Source organism: Streptomyces uncialis (genome assembly GCF_001905345.1).
In the GTDB taxonomy this organism is placed as follows: Bacteria; Actinomycetota; Actinomycetes; order Streptomycetales; family Streptomycetaceae; genus Streptomyces; species Streptomyces uncialis.
This window is the reverse complement of sequence record NZ_LFBV01000001.1, coordinates 47,767-67,947: the sequence shown is the minus strand read 5'-3', so window position 1 is coordinate 67,947 and position 20,181 is coordinate 47,767. Positions and strand designations below refer to the sequence as shown.

Sequence of the window (20,181 nt, the reverse complement as noted above, 5' to 3'; positions counted from 1 at the left end):
CCCGCGCCCCTTCGGGGGCGCTGCCTTGCTGGGGCTTGCTCCTCGGGTGCGGGTTGTCCTCGTCTTTTGCGCAGTTCCCCGCGCCCCCTGGCGGGGCGCTGCCCGGTACCGCTCGCCTTTCGGGTGCGGGTTGTCCTCGTCTTTTGCGCAGTTCCCCGCGCCCCCTGGCGGGGCGCTGCCTGGTACCGCTCGGTTCTCGGGTGCGGGTCGGTTCTCGTTTTTGCGCAGTTCCCCGCGCCCCTTTGGGGGCGCTGCCCGGTACCGCTCCCTTCTCGGGTGCCCCGCGCCCCTTTGGGGGCGCTGACCGGCTGGGGGCTCTTCTGTGGGGCTGGTCAGGGGTGGGGGAAGAGGGTGTTGGCCTCTTTGTAGGGCATGGCCCCGGTGAGGGCTTCGTAGGTGCCGGTGGTGAGGGCCTCTCGGGCTGCTGACCGGACGAACGAGTGGGCCGCGCGGGCCAGTCCGGAGCCCAGGGTGACACGGGCCACGCCGAGTGCGGCCAGTTCCGGGACGGTCGGCAGGCCCGGTCCGGCCAGGATGTTGAGGGGGCCGTCCACACCGTCGGCCAGGGCCCGGATCTCGTCGGGGTCGCGGACCCCGGGGACGAAGATCCCGTCCGCGCCCGCCGCGAGGTACGCGGCGGCCCGCTCCAGGGTGCGGGCGAGCCGGGTGGCCGGGTCGCCGACCGACTTCCAGTACGTGTCCACCCGGGCGTTGACGAACAGCGGCACGCCCTGCGCGTCGGCCGCGCCACGGGCGACGCGCAGCCGGGCGGCCTGGTCGCCCGCCGGACGCAGCGGGGTGGCCGCGTCCCGCTCCGGGTCCCCGTACAGGGCGTCCTCGATGTTGACGCCGACCGCACCGGCGGCGAGCACGATCTGGACCGTGGCGGCGATGTCCGGGGTCTCGTCGGCGTAGCCCGCCTCGATGTCGGCGGTGACCGGTACGTCGACGGCCGCCGCGATCCGTGCCACCGCGTCGAGCGCGCGGTCCCGGTCGAGCCGCTCACCGTCGGGGAGACCCAGTTCCCAGGCGATCCCCGCGCTGGTGGTGGCGACCGCCAGGGCGCCGGCGGCCACGACGAGCCGGGCGCTCGCGGGGTCCCAGGCGTTGGGCAGCACCAGCGGGCGGCCCGGCACATGCAGGGCGCGCAAGGCGCGGGCCTGCGCCACCGGGTCGACGGCGTCCACGGCGTCCACGGGCGGCTTCGTCTCGTACGTCATGGCGACCACTCAAGCACGCGGGGGGTCGCGGGCGCGTCGACCGGCTCAGCCGCTGGTCGCGGCACCGCCCGCGACCACCGTCGTCGTCGTGACGATGAGCGCCGTGCGCAGCTCCTGGATCACCTTGCGCAGCGCCGGGGCCGCCGCGCCGCTGCGGGCCGTGAGGGCCTCGGCGCGGGCCTTGTGGGCGCGGTACTCCTTGGCGGAGGCGAGGGTGCGGACCTCGCCCGCGACGGCGAGGGCGACCAGTGCGGCGTCACGGGCGGGAACGTCCTCGACGGGTGCCGTGCCGACGAGCACACAGCGGGCATCGTCCCGCAGGGCGTCCACGACGGCGGGCCGTTCCAGGGTGTGGTCGACCGAGGGGAAGACCCCGAGGACGCGTTTGCGGTCGACCCCCAGATGACCTTCGGCGACAAGCTGTTCACGGACGGCGTCGAGGGTGACGCGGGCGCGCGAGCCGACCCAGGACTTCCACTTGCGGGGCGCCGACTCGCCGATCAGTTCCAGCAGCCCGTCGAGGACGGTGTCCCCGGCGCGGGCGTCCGGGTCGACCGGCCGGACGACCCCCTCGTCGTCGACCAGCAGCCCGCGCTGCGCCAGCTCCGTGAGGGCTCCCGCTCTGACCAGGTAGTGCAGCTGACTGGCACCGGTGATCTTGAGCCGGGTGGTGTCCCACGACAGCAGATAGAGCCGGGCAGGCAATGAGAGCGGGCCGAACGGCACGGAGTTCCTCCAGGGCGGCGTGGAGAGGGAGGGGCCGCCCAGCGCCACGATAAACGCTTGACTTCCCCCGGGCCGATTTCTACGGTGTAGAGGCATTGCCACCGTTGATGGGAGAAGGACGTTGCTCTACTGAGGTCCCGGGACACCGCGTCACACAGTCCGGTCCGATCCGCTGTGTGCGAAGTGTGCGACCTCGGTGCACGAGCCGTCCGCCCGTACGGGGCAGTCCGGTCCGCCTTTCCGGCGGCGGCCTCCCGCGTTCCCCGCTGAACGCCCCCGTCACGGCGCGCCCCGCCTCCGGCCGTCCGGTCCCCGCTTCCCGGTGTCTCCACTCGTCGCCCTGACCATGACGAGCGACCAGGAGGCCGCATGTCTACTCCGAATCCTTCCCGCAGCGCTTCCCTCACCCTGACCTCGCTGTCCTTCGCCTGGCCCGACGGCACGCCGGTCTTCGACGACCTGCACACCGCCTTCGGTCCGGGACGGACCGGCCTGATCGGGCTGAACGGCTCGGGGAAGTCCACCCTGCTCCGACTGATCGCCGGTGAACTCACGCCCGTCGAGGGCTCCGTGCTCACCGCGGGTGACATCGGGTATCTGCCCCAGGACGTCACGCTCGACACCGCGCTGCGGGTGGACGAGGTGCTGGGGATCGCCGCGACCAGAGCCGCGCTGCTCGCCATCGAGGGGGGTGACGCCGCCGAGGAGCACTTCGCGGCCGTCGGTGACGACTGGGACGTGGAGGAGCGGGCGCTCGCCACGCTCGCCGGTCTGGGGCTGGGGCACATCGGTCTCGACCGGACCATCGGCGAGGTGTCCGGTGGTGAGTCGGTGCTGCTGCGGCTGGCCGCGCTGCTGCTGGAACGGCCCGCCGTGCTGCTGCTGGACGAGCCGACGAACAATCTCGACCTGGACGCCCGGCGGCGGCTGTACGCGGCCGTGCGGGCCTGGACGGGGGTGCTGGTCGTGGTCAGCCACGACCGTGAACTGCTGGACCTGGTCGATCAGGTCGCCGATCTGCGCGGCGGCGCGATCACCTGGTACGGCGGCAACTTCACCGCGTACGAGGAGGCGCTGGCAGTGGAACAGGAGGCGGCGGAGCGGATGGTCCGTGTCGCCCGGACCGATCTGCGCCGCCAGCAGCGCGAACTGGCCGACGCCCAGGTCAAGCTGGCCCGGCGCAAGCGGTACGGGCAGAAGATGTACGACACCAAGCGTGAGCCGAAGATCGTGATGAACGACCGCAAGCGCACCGCCCAGGTGTCGGCCGGCAAGCACCGCGTCATGCACGAGGACAGGCTCGCCGGGGCGAAGGAGCGTCTCGACGAGGCCGCCGGAGCCGTACGGTCGGACGACGAGATCCATGTCGATCTGCCGTACACGTCGGTGCCGCCGGGTCGCACCGTGCTGACCCTGCGGGAGCTGGAACTCCGGTACGGCTCCCGGGTGGACGGTGAGCTGTGGGTGCGCGGCCCGGAGCGGATCGCGCTGGTCGGCAGGAACGGGGCCGGGAAGTCGACGTTGCTGCGGACGATCGCCGGTGAGCTGTCGCCCGAGGCGGGTGAGGCGGTGGCGCATGTGCCGCTGCGGTACCTGCCGCAGCGGGTGGATCTGCTGGACGAGGAGGCGACGGTCGCCGAGAACGTCGGGCGGTTCGCCCCGCAGGCCACCAACGCGCTGATCAGGAACCGGCTGGCCCGCTTCCTGTTCCGGGGTGCCCGTGCCGACCAGCGGGTGTCGACCCTGTCGGGCGGCGAACGGTTCCGGGCGGCACTGGCCTCGCTGATGCTGGCGGAGCCCGCGCCGCAGCTGCTGATGCTGGACGAGCCGACGAACAATCTGGACATGGCCAGCGTCCGGCAGCTCACCAGCGCGCTGGAGTCGTACGAGGGGGCGCTGATCGTGGCGAGTCACGATCTGCCGTTCCTGGAGTCGCTGGGCATCACCCGCTGGCTGGAGCTGGACGGCGAACTGCGGGAGGTGACACCGCGCGACGTGGCGGGGCTCGGCTAGTCCGCGTCCCGGCGAACGGTGCCCGTCCAGGAAGGGGGACCGGGAAGGGGGACCGGAGGGGGAAGGGGCGCGGCGGGGGCGCGGGCCGGGTGTGCGGGGCGCGTCCGCGGGCAGGGGTACCACGCGAATCGGCCGTCGGTTGTGCCCGGGGGCTGTTTCCCGTCAGGTGGCCGGTTGCATGATGGCCGCCGTACGCGAGGGGGCCGTACCGGCCCCCTCCGCGCCCGTGCCCGTCGAGACGGAGAGCCGCCTGTGCCCAGCAAGAAGGCCCTGATCCGCCGTCCCGGTCCCCGGCTCGCCGAGGGGATCGTGACCCATGGCACGCGGGAACCCGTCGACGTGGATCTCGCGGTCCGGCAGTGGGAGGAGTACGCGGCGGCGCTGGAGGCCCATGGGTGGGAGACGCTGGAGGTGGCGCCCGCCGACGACTGTCCGGACGCGGTGTTCGTGGAGGACACCGTCGTGGTGTTCCGCAATGTCGCCCTGATCGCGCGGCCCGGCGCCGAGTCCCGGCGGGCGGAGACCGCCGGGGTGGAGGAGGCCGTGGGGCGGCTGGGTGCCTCGGTGAACTGGGTGTGGGAGCCGGGCACGCTGGACGGCGGCGATGTGCTGAAGATCGGGGAGACCCTGTACGCCGGGCGGGGCGGGCGGACCAACGCGGCGGGGGTCCAGCAGTTGCGGGCGGCGTTCGAGCCGCTGGGGGCCCGGGTCGTCGCGGTGCCGGTGGACCGGGTGCTGCATCTGAAGTCGGCGGTGACCGCGCTGCCGGACGGCACGGTGATCGGGTACGGACCGCTGGTCGACACGCCGAGCCTGTTCCCGGGTTTTCTGCCGGTGCCGGAGGAGTCCGGGGCGCATGTGGTGCTGCTCGGCGGGGCCCGGCTGCTGATGGCGGCGAGCGCGCCCCGGTCCGCCGGGCTGCTCGCCGGGCTGGGCTTCGAGCCCGTCCTGGTGGACATCAGCGAGTTCGAGAAGCTGGAAGGCTGTGTGACATGCCTCTCAGTGCGGTTGCGGGAGCTGTACAGCTGACCCGCATGGACCCGCTGGTGAATGGCCGGATTCGGATGTTTTCCACCACCCCGGCTGCGAGGTGCCTTTACGGCGGGTTTAACCTACGGGTTCGTAACCTACGGGTTCGTAGCCTACGTTGCCGTAGGTTGTCGTCCCCAGCACGTACTCCCCTCCCCAGGAGCCCCAGTGACGCTCACCTCTCCCCACCTCGGCACCTCGTCCACCTGGACGGATGCCCGGCTCCTCCATGCGCTGGAGGAAGTGGTCGAGCAGGAGCTGAACCGTCATCTGAAGGTCGCCAAGGACTGGATGCCGCACGAGTACGTGCCGTGGTCGGACGGCCGTAACTTCCCCGGCATCTTCGAGGACGGCGAGGCCTGGGGCAAGGAGCAGTCCAAGGTCACCGAGATCGGCCGGATCGCGCTCGTCGTCAACCTCCTCACCGAGGACAACCTCCCCAGCTACCACCACGAAATAGCTTCCCTGTTCGGCCGCGACGGCGCGTGGGGCACCTGGGTGCACCGCTGGACCGCCGAGGAGGGCCGCCACGGCATCGTGATGCGGGACTATCTGCTGGCGTCGCGGGCGGTGGACCCCGACAAGCTGGAGGCGTTCCGCATGTCGCACATGTCGGAGGGCTTCGAGTCGGACAACCGCCACTCGATGCTGCACTCCGTCGCGTACGTGGCCTTCCAGGAGCTGGCGACCCGGATCTCCCACCGCAACACCGGCCACCAGTCCGGTGACCCGGTGTGCGACCGGATGCTGGCGCGGATCGCGACCGACGAGAACCTGCACATGGTCTTCTACCGGAACCTGCTGAAGGCCGCGTTCGAGCTGGCGCCCGATCTGACGATGCAGGCCGTGCGCGACGTGGTCGTCGACTTCCGGATGCCCGGTCACGGCATCCCCGGCTTCGAGCGGGCCGCTGCGCAGATGGCGATCGGCGAGGTCTACAACATGCGCATCCACCATGACGACGTGCTCCAGCCGGTGCTCCGCTTCCTGAAGGTCATGGAGATCGACGGGCTGGGCCCCGACGGTCTGAAGGCCCAGGAGGAGCTCGGGCTCTACATGGGCGGTCTCGACGCGGAGGCGAGCAAGTTCGACGAGCGGCTGGCCGCCCGCAAGGCGCGGATGGCCGCCCGCAAGGGCTGACCGTACGACGGTGGGGGGCACGGGCCGCGGGCCGGTGCCCCCCACCGTCGTTCCCGCTGTCGACCCCGCCGGACCCCCGGATGAACAGCGCGTTGATCGTTTGTTTTTCGCCACCGTGCACGATCGGTGGCATGCAGATCGACAGTGACCTGGAGCAGGCTTCCGACTGGCAGGAGCGGGCGCTGTGCGCGCAGACCGGCTCCGAATTCTTCTTCCCGGAGCCCGGCAGCTCCGTACGCGAGGCCAAGCGCATCTGCCGGATGTGCGACATGCGCGAGGCGTGCCTGAGGTACGCGCTCGCCAACGACGAACGCTTCGGTGTGTGGGGCGGGCTCTCCGAGAAGGAGCGGCTGGACCTGCGCCGGGAGGCCGCCGCCTGACCGGCCCGGCCGGGGCGCGACGGGGTGCGGTGCCGGCGCGGGTTCAGTCCTGGCGGGCCGCGCTGCGGATCACCGCGAACCTCGCTCCGTAGGGGTCCGCGACCTTGGCGATCCGGCCGACGTCGGGCAGATCGGTGGGCGGCATCCGTACCTCACCGCCGAGCTCCTGGACCCGCGCCGCGACCGCGTCGGTGTCGGTGACCTCGATGTACGGCGTCCAGTAGGGACCCGCCGCGGTCTCCGCCGGGTCCGCGTCGACGGGCAGGAGACCGCCGAAGGTGCCGCTCTCGTCGGCCCCGGCGGGGCCCACGGTCGTGTACGTGCCGCCGCCGAAGGGGATGTCGGAGGTGTGCCAGCCGAAGACCCCGCCGTAGAACGCCTTGGCCGAGGCCACGTCCGGGGTGTACAGCTCCGTCCAGCACAGCGAGCCCGGCACGTCGACCAGGTCGAGGCCCTTGTTGGTACCGGGCTGCCAGATGCCGAAGCGGACACCCTCGGCGTCACGGAGGAGCGCCATCCGGCCCTGCTCCATGACGTCCATCGGGGCGAACTCGGCCGAGCCGCCGTGCTCCGAGGCCGCCGCGGCCGTCGCGTCGGCGTCGTCGCTGCGGAAGTAGACCGTCCAGCTCGGTGCCCCCTGGTCCGCCGTGACGGTCATCCCGCCCGCGACGGTCCCGCCGTCGAGCTGGAACATGCCGTACCCGCCGGCCTCCGGACCCGCCGAGCGGAACGTCCAGCCGAACAGCGCCCCGTAGAAACCGAGGGCGCCGTCGAGGTCGGGGGTGCCGAGGTCGAGCCAGTTCGGAGCGCCGTGGACGTAGGGGATGGTGAGCATGATGCCCTCCTCCTGGGACCCCGGCCGGTCGCGGACCGCCGCTCCGTCCCGGTCCCGGGTACTGGGTGCCGGGCCCCGGGCACGGGCCACGGGGCCCCCGGTCGTCCTTCCCCACCGAGTGTTCCACCACGGCCCGCCGCCCGCCGCCGGAGCGGAGGGACGCGGCCGGTGACCGGCGGCGGTCAGCCGACGACGAGCGTGCCCAGCATGGACGGATGGATCGTGCAGGTGTACGGATAGCCGCCGCGTTCGCCGGGCGCGGTGAACGTGGCGGTGGCGCCCGGCGCGATGTCACCGGTGTCGAAGGCGTCGCCCCCGGCGGCGGTGACCGTATGGGTCACCGAGTCCTCGTTGGTCACGGTGACGCGCCCGCCCGGGGCCACGGGAAGATCGGCGGGGACGAACGCGAAGTCCCGGATCACCAGGGTGGCCCGCGTGGAGCCGGACGGCCCGGTGGCCGAGGGCGTCGCGGACGACGGGGTACTTCCGCCGCCCCCGCCGCCCGAGCACGCGGCCAGCGGCAGGCACAGCACGGCGAGCACGGCCACGGCGGCGCGGGCCCGGGACCGGCGGGTCGGCCGGTGGCGCGGTGACCTGGCATTCATACGGGCTCCGGGGTCCGGCCGCGTCCTCGGCGGCGTGCGCGCCCCGGGCACGGGGCCGTCGGCCTCACTAGAACGCGCGGCGACACGCAGGGCCACCGGGCACAGCCGTCCGGATGACGCCCCGCGCACACCGTTCGGGTGAGCTGATTCCGGACATCCCCGTACCTCCCGCCCCGGTGAGGGATCAGACACCGACCGTGGCGGCCGGAGCGCGCGCGGCGAGAAGAAGGTCCTCGTAGGTGTGATGGGGGCGGGTGGTGGTTCGGTGGTGCAGCAGCTCGGCGGCGCGCGTGTGGTCCCCCGTGTCGACGAGGGCGCGGGCGAGGGTGTCCTGGACGATCTCGCGCTCGACCCGCACCCCGCCGATACGCTTCACCCCCTCACCCAGACCGCTCAGCAGCTCCACCGCCGCCCGGGGGCGCCCGGCGGTGATCTCCGCCAGCGCCCGTACGACGGGGGCGAGGACCTCGCGGTAGTCGGCGCGCTCGTCGGCGGCGGCCCGGCGGGCCAGGACGTGCAGATCGTCGGTGGCGGCCTCCACGGCCAGGGCCAGGGCGAGATTGAAGGTATGGAAGACCTCGGCCGTCCCGCCCGGCGCGGCGAGCAGCTCCCGCACATGGTCCAGGTCGCTCCGGCCCGCCGGTGCCTGTCCGGCCAGGAGCAGGCGCCAGTTCGTCGCGGCTCTCATACCGACGTCCGTGCGGGCCAGTGCCGTGTCCGCGCGCCGGCGCGCGTCCGGGAAGTCGCCGCAGGCGAGGGACTGGAGTGCGGCATGCCAGTTGAGATGCCGTGACTGCGCCGCGTGCGGGTCGGCACGCAGCCACTCGTCCAGGAAACCGGCGCCGTCGGGACCCGCCCCCAGCTCGTGCTCGGCGTGCGCGAGGGCGTGCGCTGCCACGCCCGAGCGGGGGTGGAGGGCCAGGGCCCGCCCGGCCAGTCCGTGCGCCTCCCGTACCCGGCCCTGCTCCGCCCGGGCCGCCGCCAGCCGGCCCGTCCACGACCAGCTCTCCGGACCGGCCAGCGCCGCGTGCTCCTCCACAAGGGCATCGCCGTGCGCACGGTAGGCGTCGTCCCCGCACGAGGAGAACGCGCCCAGCATGAGACCGGCGAGCTCGTCGGCGGGCCAGCGGCCGAAATGTCCCACCAGATGATCGGCCGTCAGCCGGTACTGCCGGTGGGTGTGGAGGAACACCCCGTACACCAGGCTCGCCTCCCGCTCACCGGCGGCCCGCGCGTCCCGGTGGGCGATCACCAGCTGCTCCTTGAGCACCGCTTCGTCCCACCGGTCACCGGTCACCAGCGCCAGCAGCGCCCGCGCCACCCCGTGGTCCGGCTCCGAGCCGACCCACTGGCGCAGCAGCGGAAGCGTCCGCCCGCTGAGGGACAGCAGTGCCTCCACCGCCCGCTCGCCCAGCGCCGCGGTCTCCGCTTCCCCGCTGACCGCCGTCGCGCCGGTCACCGGCCGCTCACCGGACCGTTCACACACTCGGTCGGAGGTCGACGAAGCAGACGACGCCGCTGTTGCCGCACTGGTTGCGCCGGAGGTCCAGCGGCAGACCGGTCTGGTTGCCGCCCCCCAGCCCGCTCCCGGCCGCGGTGACGCCCACGGCACGGGAATCGCCCTGGGTGACACAAGCGTTGCCGAAGACCGCGTTGCCGATCCCGATGATGCTCGCGTGAGCGGCGCCCGCCGGAACCAGTGCCACCCCGGCCACCGCTCCCAGCACCGCCGTCCGCACACCCACACGTCCCGCGCCACCGCGCGTACCTCGTGTCTCCACGCCCATCACGCCGCCTCCTTCGTCCGGGACCCTGTCCCGGTGCCGTACTGGTCACGACCGGCCGGACGGACCCGGCCACCGCACTTGCACCAACGAGTCGGCCCCCGCCCCGACACGCGGAGATCGCCCGGACCCCGTCAACCTGGCGCGGGCGCTCACGCGGACGGGGGCGGCGGCCCGCTGCCGGGCCGCCGCCCCCGTCCGGGGTGCCGGGTCAGAACTGCCAGAGCAGCACCGAACGCAGCTCCAGCCGCTCCGTGGCCGGGCGGCCGTGGGGACGGAGGTTCCACTCGCGTCCTGTGCAGTCGGCCTCGCTGTAGACGGTCGCCCAGGCGTCCGTGTCGTTCCACGGGGCGACGGCGGGCGAGGAGGCGTCCGGGTCGGCGACCTCGGGCAGCGTCACACACTCCCCGCTCGGCGGGTCCTGGAGCACGGCCGTCCGCAACTGCCCGTCCAGCCCGTGGTACTTGTACGCGAACTGCCCGGTCGCCGCGGCGGCGGTGCCCGACAGGGTGAACAGGAAGGCGAGGGACGCGGCGACGGCGGTCGCGGCGGAGGTACGGAGACGCACGGTGAGGGTGATCCTTTCCCCGGAGCTGCACTGGAACGAAGATCACCTTACGTGTCACCCAGCGTGCCCAAACGATTCTCCACAGCAACCGAACCCACGGTTCATCCCAAAGGACCGAACACCCGAATCGCCGAGGACCACGCACCCCCACGAACAACCCGCACCCGGCAAACAACCACAGCCCCCACCACCGACCCCGAAGGGGCGCGAGGAACCACGCACCACGAGCTGACCCGCACCCGGCAAACAACCACAGCCCCACCACCGTGCCCGAAGGGGCGCGGGGAACTGCGCACCCACGGACAACCCGCACAGGAACAAGCGCGCCCACCCCCAAGGGCCCGGGCACGGCAACCGAAGACATCCCGCACAGGAAGGGGAGCCGAGAGAACCCCCCAACCCCCGCGCCCCGCCGCCTCAGTGGGGATGATGCGGCTCGTACCCCGGGATCGTCCCGTCCGGCTTCTTCACCAGGAACAGGCCCACCATGCCCATGTCCGAATGGCTCTGCACATGGCAGTGGTACATCCAGGCGCCGGCGCCCACGCCCTCCCCCGCGACGATCTGGAAGCCGAACGAGTCGGCGGGCCCGCAGATCTTGTTGTCGATGACCTGGCTCGGGTCGTCGGGCCCGGTGAGCATGCCCGTGCGGTTGTCGGCCCAGCGATGTCCGTGCATATGGAACGTGTGGTAGTACTCGCCGTGGGTGATGACGATGAACTCGACCCGGTCACCGACGGTCGCCTCGAAGTCGGGGCCGCTGTGCGCGGGGCGATTGTTGATGTTCATGTCGTTGAAGACGACGGTGTGGGTCGCGTCGGGGAGGATGTCGCCCTTCCTGCGGACGATCACCGGCCCGTACAGGCCCTTGCGGATGCCGCCGGTGCCGTGCTCGGTGCCCACCACATGGTCGTGGTAGTGCCAGTAACCCGCGCTGCCCGCCCGCCAGGTGCCGTCCTTGCGGCGGCCGGGCGTGTGGGTGCGCCAGGTGTACGTCCGCTTGCCGCCCGGCGGGACATCGCTCTTGTTCATGGCGGTGCCGTCGCTGGTGATCTCGTAGTCGAGACCGTGCACATGCAGGCTGACGGCCACGTCCATCGTGTTCTCGAACTCGATGTGCACGGTGTCGCCCTCGTTGACCTCGACGAGCGGACCGGGCACGGACGCCTTGCCCTTCTCGAAGCCGTAGCCCATCCGTCCGTCGGACAGCTTCTCCGCGTACATCTTGATCCGCCGTACCGCTCCCCCGGCGGGTGCGGTACGCGGCGGGGCGGCAGCGGCGGAACTCACCGGTATCGCCGCCGACATCGATGTCAGCCCGGTCGCGACCACCGCGCCCCCGGCGAGGAACCGTCTGCCGAACAGCCGTCTGCCGAAGCCGGGGACGGAGCGCCCGCCCCCGTCCGGCACAGGCCGCTCCGGAGCACCCACGAGGTCCGGACCCGGTGTGTCCGCCCGCTCCGGCACCCCGTCCGGCCTGCCGCCCGTCGCGTCGCGCATCGTCGAACCTCCCGCTCTCGTAAGGCGATCGGCCGGGGCGCGGCGCACCCCGGGAACGGCCACACCGTAACCGCGGAACGATCGTTTCTCCACTCCCAGGACAAAGTTCGGGTTTTTCCGGCGTTACCTATTGGCGAAGCCGCGAAAGAGGTCTAGCTTCGTCGGCGCTGTCGCTGGGATGGCAGAGGGGTGGTAAGCACATGCGGCTGACACCGCATCACAGGCACTCAGCCGTAACTGGGTTGAGCGGATCGAAGGGCGCGCCGACCGGACCGGTCCGCGCCGGGGCCGCGAGGAGGTCCCGCAGACGCTGGGCGGCTGTCCTGGTCACGGGCGCCGTCGTCTCCGGGGGGCTTTCGGGCCCCACCGCCTCGGCGCGGCCGGACCCGGCACCGTCGCCGACAACGATGTCCCTGCCCTCGCCGCCGGGCGGGGCCAAGGTACGGGTGCTGATCTATCACGGCTCGGCGTCCGGCGGTGAGGAGTCACCGGTCGTGAACGCGGGGATCGCGGCGATCGAACGGATCGGGCTGACCGGTCCGGCCGGGCAGCGGTTCGCGGTGACGGCGACCGGCGACCCAGCCGTCTTCACCGATGCCCGCCGGCTCGGCCGGTTCCACTCCGTGGTGTTCCTGACCGGGGGCGGCGATGTCCTCGACCCGGAGCAGGAGGCGGGCCTGGAGGCGTACATGGAGGCCGGTGGCGGCTTCCTCGGGGTGCATGACGCTGCGCGCGCCGAGCCGTACTCCGACTGGTTCACCGGGCTGATCGGGGCCCGTCCGGCGGACGGCGGACCGGTGTCCGCGCAGCGGGCGACCGTGGAGGTCGGGGACCGGGTCCATCCGGCGACCAAGGATCTCCCGGTGCGGTGGAAGCGGCCGGACACCTGGCTGAACTGGGAGAAGAACCCGTCCGGTCAGGTGCACACCCTGGCCCGGGTCCGGGAGTCGACGTACAAGCCGGGCGCGGGCGGCAACGGCTGGGACCATCCGGTGTCCTGGTGCCGGGACTACGACGGCGGGCGCTCCTTCTACACCGCGATGGGCGGCACCGCCGACGCGTGGGACGAGACCGACTTCCGTACCCATGTGCGGGGCGCGCTGCGGTGGACCAACCGGCAGGCGCGGGCCGACTGCAAGGCGTCGATCACCGCCAGCTACCGGGCGGAGCGGCTGACCAAGCCCAATCAGCCGGGGCAGCACGACCAGATCGGGGAGCCGCACGGGCTGGTGACCGCGCCCGACGGGCGGGTGTTCTACATCGGGCGGGGCGGTGCGGACTCCTCCCGTCCGGTGGTCACCGACTGGGCGGACCCGGACATCGGCAAGGGCGAGGGCGAGATCCATGTCTACGACCCGGCGACCGGGCGGGTGAGCCTCGCGGGGTCGGTGACCGTCTTCGGCAACAAGGGCGGCGGCGGTGAGCTGACCAAGAACGAGGAGGGACTGCTCGGTATCGAGCTGGACCCGGACTTCGCGGACAACGGCTGGGTGTACCTGCACTACACGCCGCACGCGAAGGTGGACCGGGACAAGCGGATCGCCCAGCGGTACGTGTCGCGCTTCACTCTCGACCGGGCGACGAACAGGCTCGCCGCGTCCAGTGAGAAGGTGCTGCTCAGCTGGCCGGTGCAGGTCCACAGCTGCTGTCACGCGGGCGGCGGGATGGCCTGGGACTCGAAGGGCAATCTCTACATCGCGACGGGTGACAACAACTCCAGCGGCTTCAGCGACGGTTACTCGGGCAACAACCCGGTGCCCGAGTACAAGGGCGTCGGATTCGCCGACGCGCGCCGCACCTCGGGCAACACCAACAACCTCAACGGCAAGATCCTGCGTATCCACCCGGAGCCGGACGGCTCGTACACCCTGCCCGCGGGGAACCTCTTCACGGGCCGGGAGAACGCCGAGGGCGGCGGGAAGACCCGGGGCGAGATCTATGTGATGGGGGTGCGCAACCCGTCGCGGATCTTCGTGGACCGCGAGACGGATGTCCTGTACGCGGGCTGGGTCGGTCCCGACGCGGGCGCGCCGTCCACGACCTGGGGTCCGGCGAAGTACGACACGTTCGCCGCGATCACCAAGGCGTCCAACCGGGGCTGGCCGTTCTGCATGGGCAACAACCAGCCCTACCGTGACCGCAACCTGCCCGATCCGGCGCAGCCGCTGGGCTGGTACGACTGCGCGAAGCCGAAGAACGAGTCCCCGCACAACGACGGTCTCGTCAATCTGCCGCCGGTGACGGCGAACAACATCTGGTACTCGCCGCAGGGCGGCGCCCCCGACTACCCCCGGGACGCGAACGGGGTGCCGTCGTACCGGCAGGCGGACACCGAGCTGCTGCTGCCGTGGCTGAAGGGCGGTGCGCAGGCCACCATGACCGGGCCGGTGTACCGCTACGACGCTGCCGGGGACAGTGCGGTGAAGTGGCCCGCCTACTGGGACGGCAAGTGGTTCGTCGGGGACTTCTACGACGGTGACCAGCCGCGTAACGCGGTGCTGATGGACGAGGCGACCCAGGGCGAGGGAGGGCTGCCGGTGCACGCGGAGTCGTTGAAGAAGATCGTGCCGGTGGGTGCCGACGGCATCCGCAACCTCATGGACTGGAAGTTCGGTCCGGACGGCGCGCTGTACGTGCTCGACTACGGGCGGGGCTTCTTCACCTCGGACCCGCGTTCCGCGCTGTGGCGGGTCACGTACCGGGGCGGTGGGCCGACCCCGGCCGCCGCCGACCTGGTCGGGAAGGGGCAGTGATGCGCGGGAGAGGCGGACGGTCCGCACGGATCTGGACGGCGCTGCTCGCGTCACTGGTGATGTTGCTGGGGCTGAACTCGACGATCGCGTACGGCGGTTCCGACGGCGCGGGCGGTACGTCCGCCGCGGACGGGTCCCGGGCCGCGCAGACGCTGACCTGGACGGCCGACGACGACATCTCCCGGTATGTCTCCGCGCCGGCCACGGCCGTGGCGGGGGCGACGACGATCGTCTTCGAGAACAGCGCGGCCACCGGGAACACCACGGGGATGCCGCACACCCTGACCTTCGACGTGGCGGACCCCGAGTACAACAACGACGTACCGCTGAACATCCTCGCCAATCCGAACGACGACCAGGCGGGCAAGCACACCGCCGAGGTGGTCCTCACCCCGGGCCGCTACCGCTACTACTGCACGATCCCCGGTCACGGGACCATGCAGGGCATCCTCACGGTCACCGATCCGGGCGGCGAGGACGTGACGGCGCCGCAGACCGCGGCGAAGGTCGAGGGCAGCCGGAACACCGACGGCGCGTACGTCGGTTCGGCGTCCGTGACGCTGAGCGCGACGGACGCGGGGTCGGGGGTCGACCGGATCGAGTACGCGGTCGGCGCGGCCGGGGCCTGGCAGCCGTACACCGCCCCGCTGGTGGTGAACCAGGTCGGGGAGCACGCGATCCGCTACCGGGCGACCGACAAGGCGGGCAACACGGCGGACGAGCGGACCGAGCGGTTCACGGTCGCCGCGCCCTCCTCGGACGACACGACACCGCCGGAGACCTCGGCGACCGTCACCGGGGAACGCGACGAGCAGGGCCGCTATCTGGGGATGGCGACCGTGACGGTCACGGCGTCCGACACCGGTACCGGCGTCAACACCATCGAGTACGCGCTCGGGGAGAGCGGCGCGTGGCAGCCGTACACGGCTCCCGTGATGGTCCACGAGGCGGGCACCCATCTGGTGCGCTACCGGGCCACCGACAAGGCGGGCAACCAGGCGACCGGGAAGAGCACCGAGTTCGTGGTCGTCACGCCACCCACGCCGGACACCACCCCGCCGACCGTCGCGGCGGCGGTCACCGGGGAACGCGACTCCAGCGGGGCGTATCTGGCGCGTGCCACGGTGACCGTGACGGCCACGGACTCCGGGTCGGGCGTGGAGCGGACCGAGTACTCGCTGGACGGCGGGCCGTACCTCGCCTACGGGGCGCCGCTGGTGGTGGACCGGGCGGGTGCGCACACCGTGCTGTACCGGGCCTCCGACAAGGCCGGGAACACCTCGGCCGCCCAGCGGGTCGCGTTCACGGTCGTCCCGGGCGGCGGGGTCCCGGGCCCGGCGTGCGCGGAGCACGACGAGCGGCTGACCGTCGCGGTCGGCACGGTGGACACGGGTGTCCCCAACCGGGTCACCGACAACCGGTGCCGGATCAACGAGATGATCGAGGACGAGCGGCAGTGGTCGTCGCACGCCTTGTTCCTGAAGCATGTGAAGGCGGTGACGGACCGGCTGCGCGCGGCCGGGGCGATCGACCAGCGGGAGTACAACAAGATCAACCGGGCGGCGAAGCAGTCGGGGATCGGCAAGCCGGGGCAGCAGACCGGCTATCGCGCGATCTTCGACGGTACGGCGTCCTCGTTCGCCAAGTGGCGTCACGCGGGCGGCGGTTCGTTCGCCCTGAACGGTGACGGCACGATGACCTCGGGCACCGACCGGGGCGGCCTCGGCATGCTGTGGTTCGCGGAGCGTACGTACGGGGACTTCTCGCTGAAGCTCCAGTGGCGGGACGACGCCCCGGGCGACGGGAACGCCAACTCCGGGGTGTTCACGCGCTTCCCGCGGCCCGAGGGGCATCCGGAGGAGTCCCGTCCGGAGTGGGTCGCCATCAAGTACGGCCATGAGGTGCAGGTCCTCGACCGGCCGGCCGGGGACATGTACAAGACCGGTTCGGTGTACGGCTTCGACCGGGTGCCGCTCGCCGGGGCGGGTGTCACCCCGAAGGGCACCTGGAACGACTACGAGATCCGGGTGGTGGACCAGCGGTACTCGGTGCTGCGCAACGGGGTGCTGATCAACGAGTTCGACAACACGGGCGGCCGGCTCTTCGAGCCGCCCCGGGCGGACGACCCCGGGACCGACGGACGCAGGTTCGCGTCCGGCTTCATCGGGCTCCAGGTGCACGGGACGAGCGATGTGGTCTCGTACCGCGACATCAGGATCCAGGAGCTGTAGCCGCAGCCGGTGCGCACACGGCGTCCGGGCCCTCGCGTGGGAATGTTCCGCGCGGGGGCTCAGCCGTCCCCGGCCGCGTCCCCGGTCCCGGTCCCGGTCCCGCCCGCGGCGGTGTCGTCGTCGGGCTCGTCGTGGCGGGCGCGGCTGGGCTGGACGCGTTTGGGTTCGCCGGGCATCTTCGGGTACTCCGGCGGGTAGGGCAGGTCCCCGAGCCCGTGGTCGTGCTCGTCGCGGCGGGCCAGTTCCAGCAGGGGTTCGAGGGAGTGCCGCTCGTCGTCCATCGCGGCGTGGACATCACCGAGTTCGGCGTAGCGGACCGGCATGGTCGCCAGGTCGAAGTCCCTCGGGGTGACGTCGTCGACCTCGTCCCAGCGCAGCGGCGCGGAGACGGGGGCGTGCGGGCGGGGGCGCACCGAGTAGGCGGAGGCGATCGTGCGGTCCCGGGCGGTCTGGTTGTAGTCCACGAAGATCCGGGTGCCGCGTTCCTCCTTCCACCAGGCGGTGGTGACCCGGCCGGGCATCCGGCGTTCGAGTTCGCGTCCGCAGGCGATGGCGCAGCGGCGGACCTGGGTGAACGTCCAGCGGGGTTCGACGGGGACGAAGACGTGCAGACCGCGTCCGCCGGAGGTCTTGGGCCAGCCGCGCATGCCGTGTTCGTCCAGGAGGGCGCGCAGTTCGTGGGCGGCGGCGACGGCGTCCTTGAAGTCGGTGCCGGGCTGCGGGTCGAGGTCGATGCGCAGTTCGTCGGGCCGGTCGGTGTCGGCGCGCCGTACGGGCCAGGGGTGGAAGGTGAAGGTGCCGAACTGGGCGGCCCAGATGACGGCGGCGACCTCGGTGGGGCACATCTCGTCGGCGTACCGGCCGCTGGGGAAGGTGATGTGCGCGCGGGGAATCCAGTCGGGGGTGTTCTTCGGCGCGCGTTTCTGGAAGAAGTGCTCCCCGTCGACGCCCTCGGGGTAGCGCTCCAGGGTGGTGGGGCGGTCGCGCAGGGCGCGCAGGATGCCGTCGCCGACGGTGAGGTAGTAGCGGGCGACGTCCAGCTTGGTGAAGCCGCGCTCCGGGAAGTAGACCTTGTCCGGGCTGGACAGCCGCACGGTCCGCCCGCCGGCGTCCAGCTCGATCGGCTTGCCGTGGCTGGTCGCACCCATGCGGTCACCGTAGACGCCTGCCACTCGGGCCGCATATCGGGACGAATGACGCCGCGCCGGGCAGAATCGCGGTATGGACCTGCCGGTGATGCCCCCTGTGAAGCCGATGCTCGCCAAGTCCGTGCCGGACATCCCGCCGGGGATGCAGTACGAGGCGAAGTGGGACGGCTTCCGCGCGATCGTCTTCCGGGACGGTCCCGAGCTGGAGCTGGGCAGCCGTACCGGCAAGCCGCTGACCCGGTACTTCCCCGAGCTGGTGGCCGCGCTGGCGGACCGGCTGCCCGCGCGGTGCGTGGTCGACGGCGAGATCGTCATCGCCCGGGACGGACGGCTGGACTTCGACGCGCTCACCGAACGTATCCACCCGGCCGACTCCCGGGTCCGCACGCTCGCCGAGCGCACCCCCGCGTCGTTCGTCGCCTTCGATCTGCTGGCCCTCGGTGACGACGCCCTCCTGGACACCCCGCTGACCGACCGCCGCGCGCTGCTCGCCGGGGCGCTGGCGGCGGCCGCTCCCCCGGTCCATCTGGCGCCCGCGACCACCGACGCGGAGGTGGCGCGCTCCTGGTTCGAGACCTATGAGGGCGCGGGCCTCGACGGGGTCGTCGCCAAACCGCTGGATCTGCCGTACCGGCAGAACGAGCGGCTGATGTTCAAGGTCAAGCACGAACGGACCGCCGATGTGGTCGTGGCGGGCTACCGCTTCCACAAGTCGGGCCCGGTGGTCGGCTCGCTGCTGCTGGGGCTGTACGACGACACGGGCGCGCTCCAGCATGTGGGGGTCTGCGCGGCCTTCCCGATGAAGCGCCGGGCGGAACTGGTCACGGAGCTGGAGCCGCTGCGGATGGAGTCGGCGGCTGAGCATCCCTGGGCGGCGTGGGCGGACGAGGCGGCGCACGCGTCGGCGCGGCTGCCGGGGGCGCCGAGCCGCTGGTCGGGCAAGAAGGACCTGTCATGGGTGCCGGTGCGCCCGGAGCGGGTGTGCGAGGTGGCATACGACCATATGGAGAACGGGGCGCGGTTCCGGCACACCGCCCGGTTCCGCCGCTGGCGCCCGGACCGGACCCCGGAGAGCTGCACGTTCGAGCAGCTGGACGAGCCCGTGCGCTACGACCTGGGGGAGATCCTGGGCGCGTGAACGGGCGCGCGGGCACCCGGGTGGGCGGCGCCCGCCTCGTGCGCCGCCCGGCCCATGGGAACCGCCCGAGGGGTCGGACCGTCCTCGCCGTCGTACCGTGAGAACCCACGCTCGCCTCCGGGGGTGCAGACAGATGGAACGGTCGGCTCGTGCAAGGCACGGCGCGCTCGGCGTCGTGATCGCGGTGATGCTCGCCGTCCTGGCGGGCGCGTGCTCCGGCGGCTCGTCACCGGGCCCGTCGGAATCGCCCGCGGAGTCGTCCGGGCCGCTGCTCGCCGTGAAGATCGACAATGCCCCGCAGGCCCGTCCGCAGACCGGTCTGAACGCGGCGGACGTGGTCTACGCGGAGCAGGTCGAGGCGGGGCTGAGCAGGCTGATGGCGCTGTACGCGACGAAGCTCCCGGACTCCGTGGGGCCGGTGCGCAGCGCCCGGGAGTCCGATCTGGAGCTGCTGGCGCAGTTCCAGGACCCCACGCTGGTGTTCTCCGGCGCCCAGTCCAAGCTGCTGCCGCTGATCGACGCGGCGCCGCTGCGGCCGGTGACCCCCGGGGACGCCCCGTCGGGCGCCTTCGTCCGGGACCCCGAGCGGACGGCGCCCCACAATCTGTACGTCCGCCCGCCGCGGGTGCAGGACCGCACGGCCGGGGCGAAGGCTCTGGAGCGGGCCGGGCTGCGCGGCGGTCCGGCGCCGGACGGCGGGGAGCGGGTGGCCGAACGCACCGTGCGTTTCCCTTCCTCGCGGTTCACCTTCACCTGGTCGGCCGACCAGGGCCGCTGGCTGATCGCGATGGACGGCAGACCGGCGACCGAGCCCGACGGTACGCCGGTGACCGCGGCGACCGTCGTCGTCCAGCGGGTGGAGATCAAGGAGTCGCAGTTCCAGGACTTCATGGGCAACAACTCCCCGCTGACCGTGACCGTGGGGTCGGGCGACGCGGAGGTGCTGCGCGACGGCCGGGCCCACGCGGGTGAGTGGCAGCGCCGGTCGGAGCGCGACACGACGACGTTCACCACCCCGGACGGCGATCCGCTGGATGTCGCGTCCGGGCCGGTGTGGGTGATGCTGGTGGCGCGCTGAGCGGCGGGCCGCCCCGGGCTCCGGCGGGGGGCC

General features: G+C 72.3%; 17 protein-coding genes. 8 read left to right on the top strand and 9 right to left on the bottom strand.

The window, feature by feature from the left end; genetic code table 11:
- Positions 1-332: 332 nt before the first annotated feature.
- Together AB852_RS00250 and AB852_RS00245 are read right to left on the bottom strand one after the other, a co-directional pair.
- Positions 333-1,220: an isocitrate lyase/PEP mutase family protein gene (locus AB852_RS00250; RefSeq protein ID WP_073782371.1), complete on the bottom strand. Its 888-nt coding sequence runs from the start codon at positions 1,218-1,220 to the stop codon at positions 333-335.
- A 45-nt stretch (positions 1,221-1,265) separates the two neighbouring features.
- Positions 1,266-1,946 (bottom strand): GOLPH3/VPS74 family protein, encoded by a 681-nt coding sequence (locus tag AB852_RS00245; protein ID WP_073782369.1) that lies wholly within the window; start codon positions 1,944-1,946, stop codon positions 1,266-1,268.
- Positions 1,947-2,315: 369 nt separating this feature from the next.
- Here AB852_RS00245 and AB852_RS00240 point away from each other — a divergent pair, with 369 nt between their 5' ends.
- From AB852_RS00240 to AB852_RS00225, 4 genes are all read left to right on the top strand, one after another.
- Positions 2,316-3,959, top strand: coding sequence for an ABC-F family ATP-binding cassette domain-containing protein (locus tag AB852_RS00240; protein WP_073782367.1), 1,644 nt, complete (start codon positions 2,316-2,318; stop codon positions 3,957-3,959).
- A 252-nt stretch (positions 3,960-4,211) separates the two neighbouring features.
- The gene (ddaH, locus tag AB852_RS00235) at positions 4,212-4,988 is read left to right on the top strand and encodes a dimethylargininase (RefSeq protein WP_073782365.1); all 777 of its coding nucleotides are present in this window, start codon (positions 4,212-4,214) and stop codon (positions 4,986-4,988) included.
- 168 nt (positions 4,989-5,156) lie between these two features.
- On the top strand, positions 5,157-6,128 hold the full coding sequence (locus AB852_RS00230; protein ID WP_073782363.1) for an acyl-ACP desaturase: 972 nt from the start codon (positions 5,157-5,159) through the stop codon (positions 6,126-6,128).
- A gap of 131 nt (positions 6,129-6,259) precedes the next feature.
- Entirely contained in the window at positions 6,260-6,508 is a 249-nt protein-coding gene (locus AB852_RS00225; RefSeq protein WP_073782361.1) for a WhiB family transcriptional regulator, read from the top strand.
- Between the two features lie 43 nt (positions 6,509-6,551).
- Here AB852_RS00225 and AB852_RS00220 read toward each other — a convergent pair whose 3' ends face one another.
- The 6 genes from AB852_RS00220 to AB852_RS00195 all read right to left on the bottom strand — a co-directional run bounded on the left by AB852_RS00220 (position 6,552) and on the right by AB852_RS00195 (position 11,800).
- Positions 6,552-7,343, bottom strand: a complete 792-nt coding sequence (locus AB852_RS00220) for a VOC family protein (RefSeq protein WP_073785144.1) — start codon at positions 7,341-7,343, stop codon at positions 6,552-6,554.
- Positions 7,344-7,525: 182 nt separating this feature from the next.
- The gene (locus tag AB852_RS00215; RefSeq protein ID WP_073782359.1) at positions 7,526-7,948 is read right to left on the bottom strand and encodes a cupredoxin domain-containing protein; all 423 of its coding nucleotides are present in this window, start codon (positions 7,946-7,948) and stop codon (positions 7,526-7,528) included.
- 184 nt (positions 7,949-8,132) lie between these two features.
- Positions 8,133-9,407: a tetratricopeptide repeat protein gene (locus AB852_RS00210; protein ID WP_073782357.1), complete on the bottom strand. Its 1,275-nt coding sequence runs from the start codon at positions 9,405-9,407 to the stop codon at positions 8,133-8,135.
- Positions 9,408-9,426: 19 nt separating this feature from the next.
- Positions 9,427-9,735 carry a hypothetical protein gene (locus AB852_RS00205; RefSeq protein WP_073782355.1) on the bottom strand — a complete coding sequence of 103 codons (309 nt, stop codon included), beginning with the start codon at positions 9,733-9,735 and terminating at the stop codon, positions 9,427-9,429.
- A gap of 208 nt (positions 9,736-9,943) precedes the next feature.
- Positions 9,944-10,300, bottom strand: coding sequence for a hypothetical protein (locus tag AB852_RS00200; protein WP_073782353.1), 357 nt, complete (start codon positions 10,298-10,300; stop codon positions 9,944-9,946).
- Positions 10,301-10,717: 417 nt separating this feature from the next.
- A complete protein-coding gene (locus AB852_RS00195; RefSeq protein ID WP_079184189.1) occupies positions 10,718-11,800 on the bottom strand; it encodes a multicopper oxidase domain-containing protein in 1,083 nt (360 codons plus the stop codon).
- A gap of 200 nt (positions 11,801-12,000) precedes the next feature.
- Here AB852_RS00195 and AB852_RS00190 point away from each other — a divergent pair, with 200 nt between their 5' ends.
- A complete protein-coding gene (locus tag AB852_RS00190) occupies positions 12,001-14,553 on the top strand; it encodes a ThuA domain-containing protein (protein WP_079184188.1) in 2,553 nt (850 codons plus the stop codon).
- On the top strand, positions 14,553-16,784 hold the full coding sequence (locus tag AB852_RS00185; protein ID WP_178390912.1) for an OmpL47-type beta-barrel domain-containing protein: 2,232 nt from the start codon (positions 14,553-14,555) through the stop codon (positions 16,782-16,784). Before AB852_RS00190 ends, AB852_RS00185 begins: the two co-directional genes overlap by 1 nt.
- 59 nt (positions 16,785-16,843) lie before the next feature.
- Here AB852_RS00185 and ligD read toward each other — a convergent pair whose 3' ends face one another.
- Complete coding sequence (gene ligD / locus AB852_RS00180) at positions 16,844-17,932, bottom strand: non-homologous end-joining DNA ligase (protein WP_073782349.1); 1,089 nt, start codon at positions 17,930-17,932, stop codon at positions 16,844-16,846.
- A 73-nt stretch (positions 17,933-18,005) separates the two neighbouring features.
- Between ligD and AB852_RS00175 the strand changes: the two genes are divergently transcribed.
- Positions 18,006-19,070: an ATP-dependent DNA ligase gene (locus AB852_RS00175; RefSeq protein WP_073782347.1), complete on the top strand. Its 1,065-nt coding sequence runs from the start codon at positions 18,006-18,008 to the stop codon at positions 19,068-19,070.
- 133 nt (positions 19,071-19,203) lie between these two features.
- Positions 19,204-20,148: a DUF3048 domain-containing protein gene (locus AB852_RS00170; protein ID WP_073782345.1), complete on the top strand. Its 945-nt coding sequence runs from the start codon at positions 19,204-19,206 to the stop codon at positions 20,146-20,148.
- Positions 20,149-20,181 lie beyond the last annotated feature (33 nt).

Coding starts and splice junctions, on each gene's coding strand:
- AB852_RS00225 (WP_073782361.1), top strand. CDS start 6,260: ATGCAGATCGACAGTGACCTGGAGCAGGCTTCCGACTGGCAGGAGCGG.
- ligD (WP_073782349.1), bottom strand. CDS start 17,932: ATGGGTGCGACCAGCCACGGCAAGCCGATCGAGCTGGACGCCGGCGGG.
- AB852_RS00185 (WP_178390912.1), top strand. CDS start 14,553: ATGCGCGGGAGAGGCGGACGGTCCGCACGGATCTGGACGGCGCTGCTC.
- AB852_RS00190 (WP_079184188.1), top strand. CDS start 12,001: ATGCGGCTGACACCGCATCACAGGCACTCAGCCGTAACTGGGTTGAGC.
- AB852_RS00195 (WP_079184189.1), bottom strand. CDS start 11,800: ATGCGCGACGCGACGGGCGGCAGGCCGGACGGGGTGCCGGAGCGGGCG.
- AB852_RS00240 (WP_073782367.1), top strand. CDS start 2,316: ATGTCTACTCCGAATCCTTCCCGCAGCGCTTCCCTCACCCTGACCTCG.
- AB852_RS00250 (WP_073782371.1), bottom strand. CDS start 1,220: ATGACGTACGAGACGAAGCCGCCCGTGGACGCCGTGGACGCCGTCGAC.
- AB852_RS00205 (WP_073782355.1), bottom strand. CDS start 9,735: ATGGGCGTGGAGACACGAGGTACGCGCGGTGGCGCGGGACGTGTGGGT.
- AB852_RS00175 (WP_073782347.1), top strand. CDS start 18,006: ATGGACCTGCCGGTGATGCCCCCTGTGAAGCCGATGCTCGCCAAGTCC.
- AB852_RS00170 (WP_073782345.1), top strand. CDS start 19,204: ATGGAACGGTCGGCTCGTGCAAGGCACGGCGCGCTCGGCGTCGTGATC.
- AB852_RS00215 (WP_073782359.1), bottom strand. CDS start 7,948: ATGAATGCCAGGTCACCGCGCCACCGGCCGACCCGCCGGTCCCGGGCC.
- AB852_RS00220 (WP_073785144.1), bottom strand. CDS start 7,343: ATGCTCACCATCCCCTACGTCCACGGCGCTCCGAACTGGCTCGACCTC.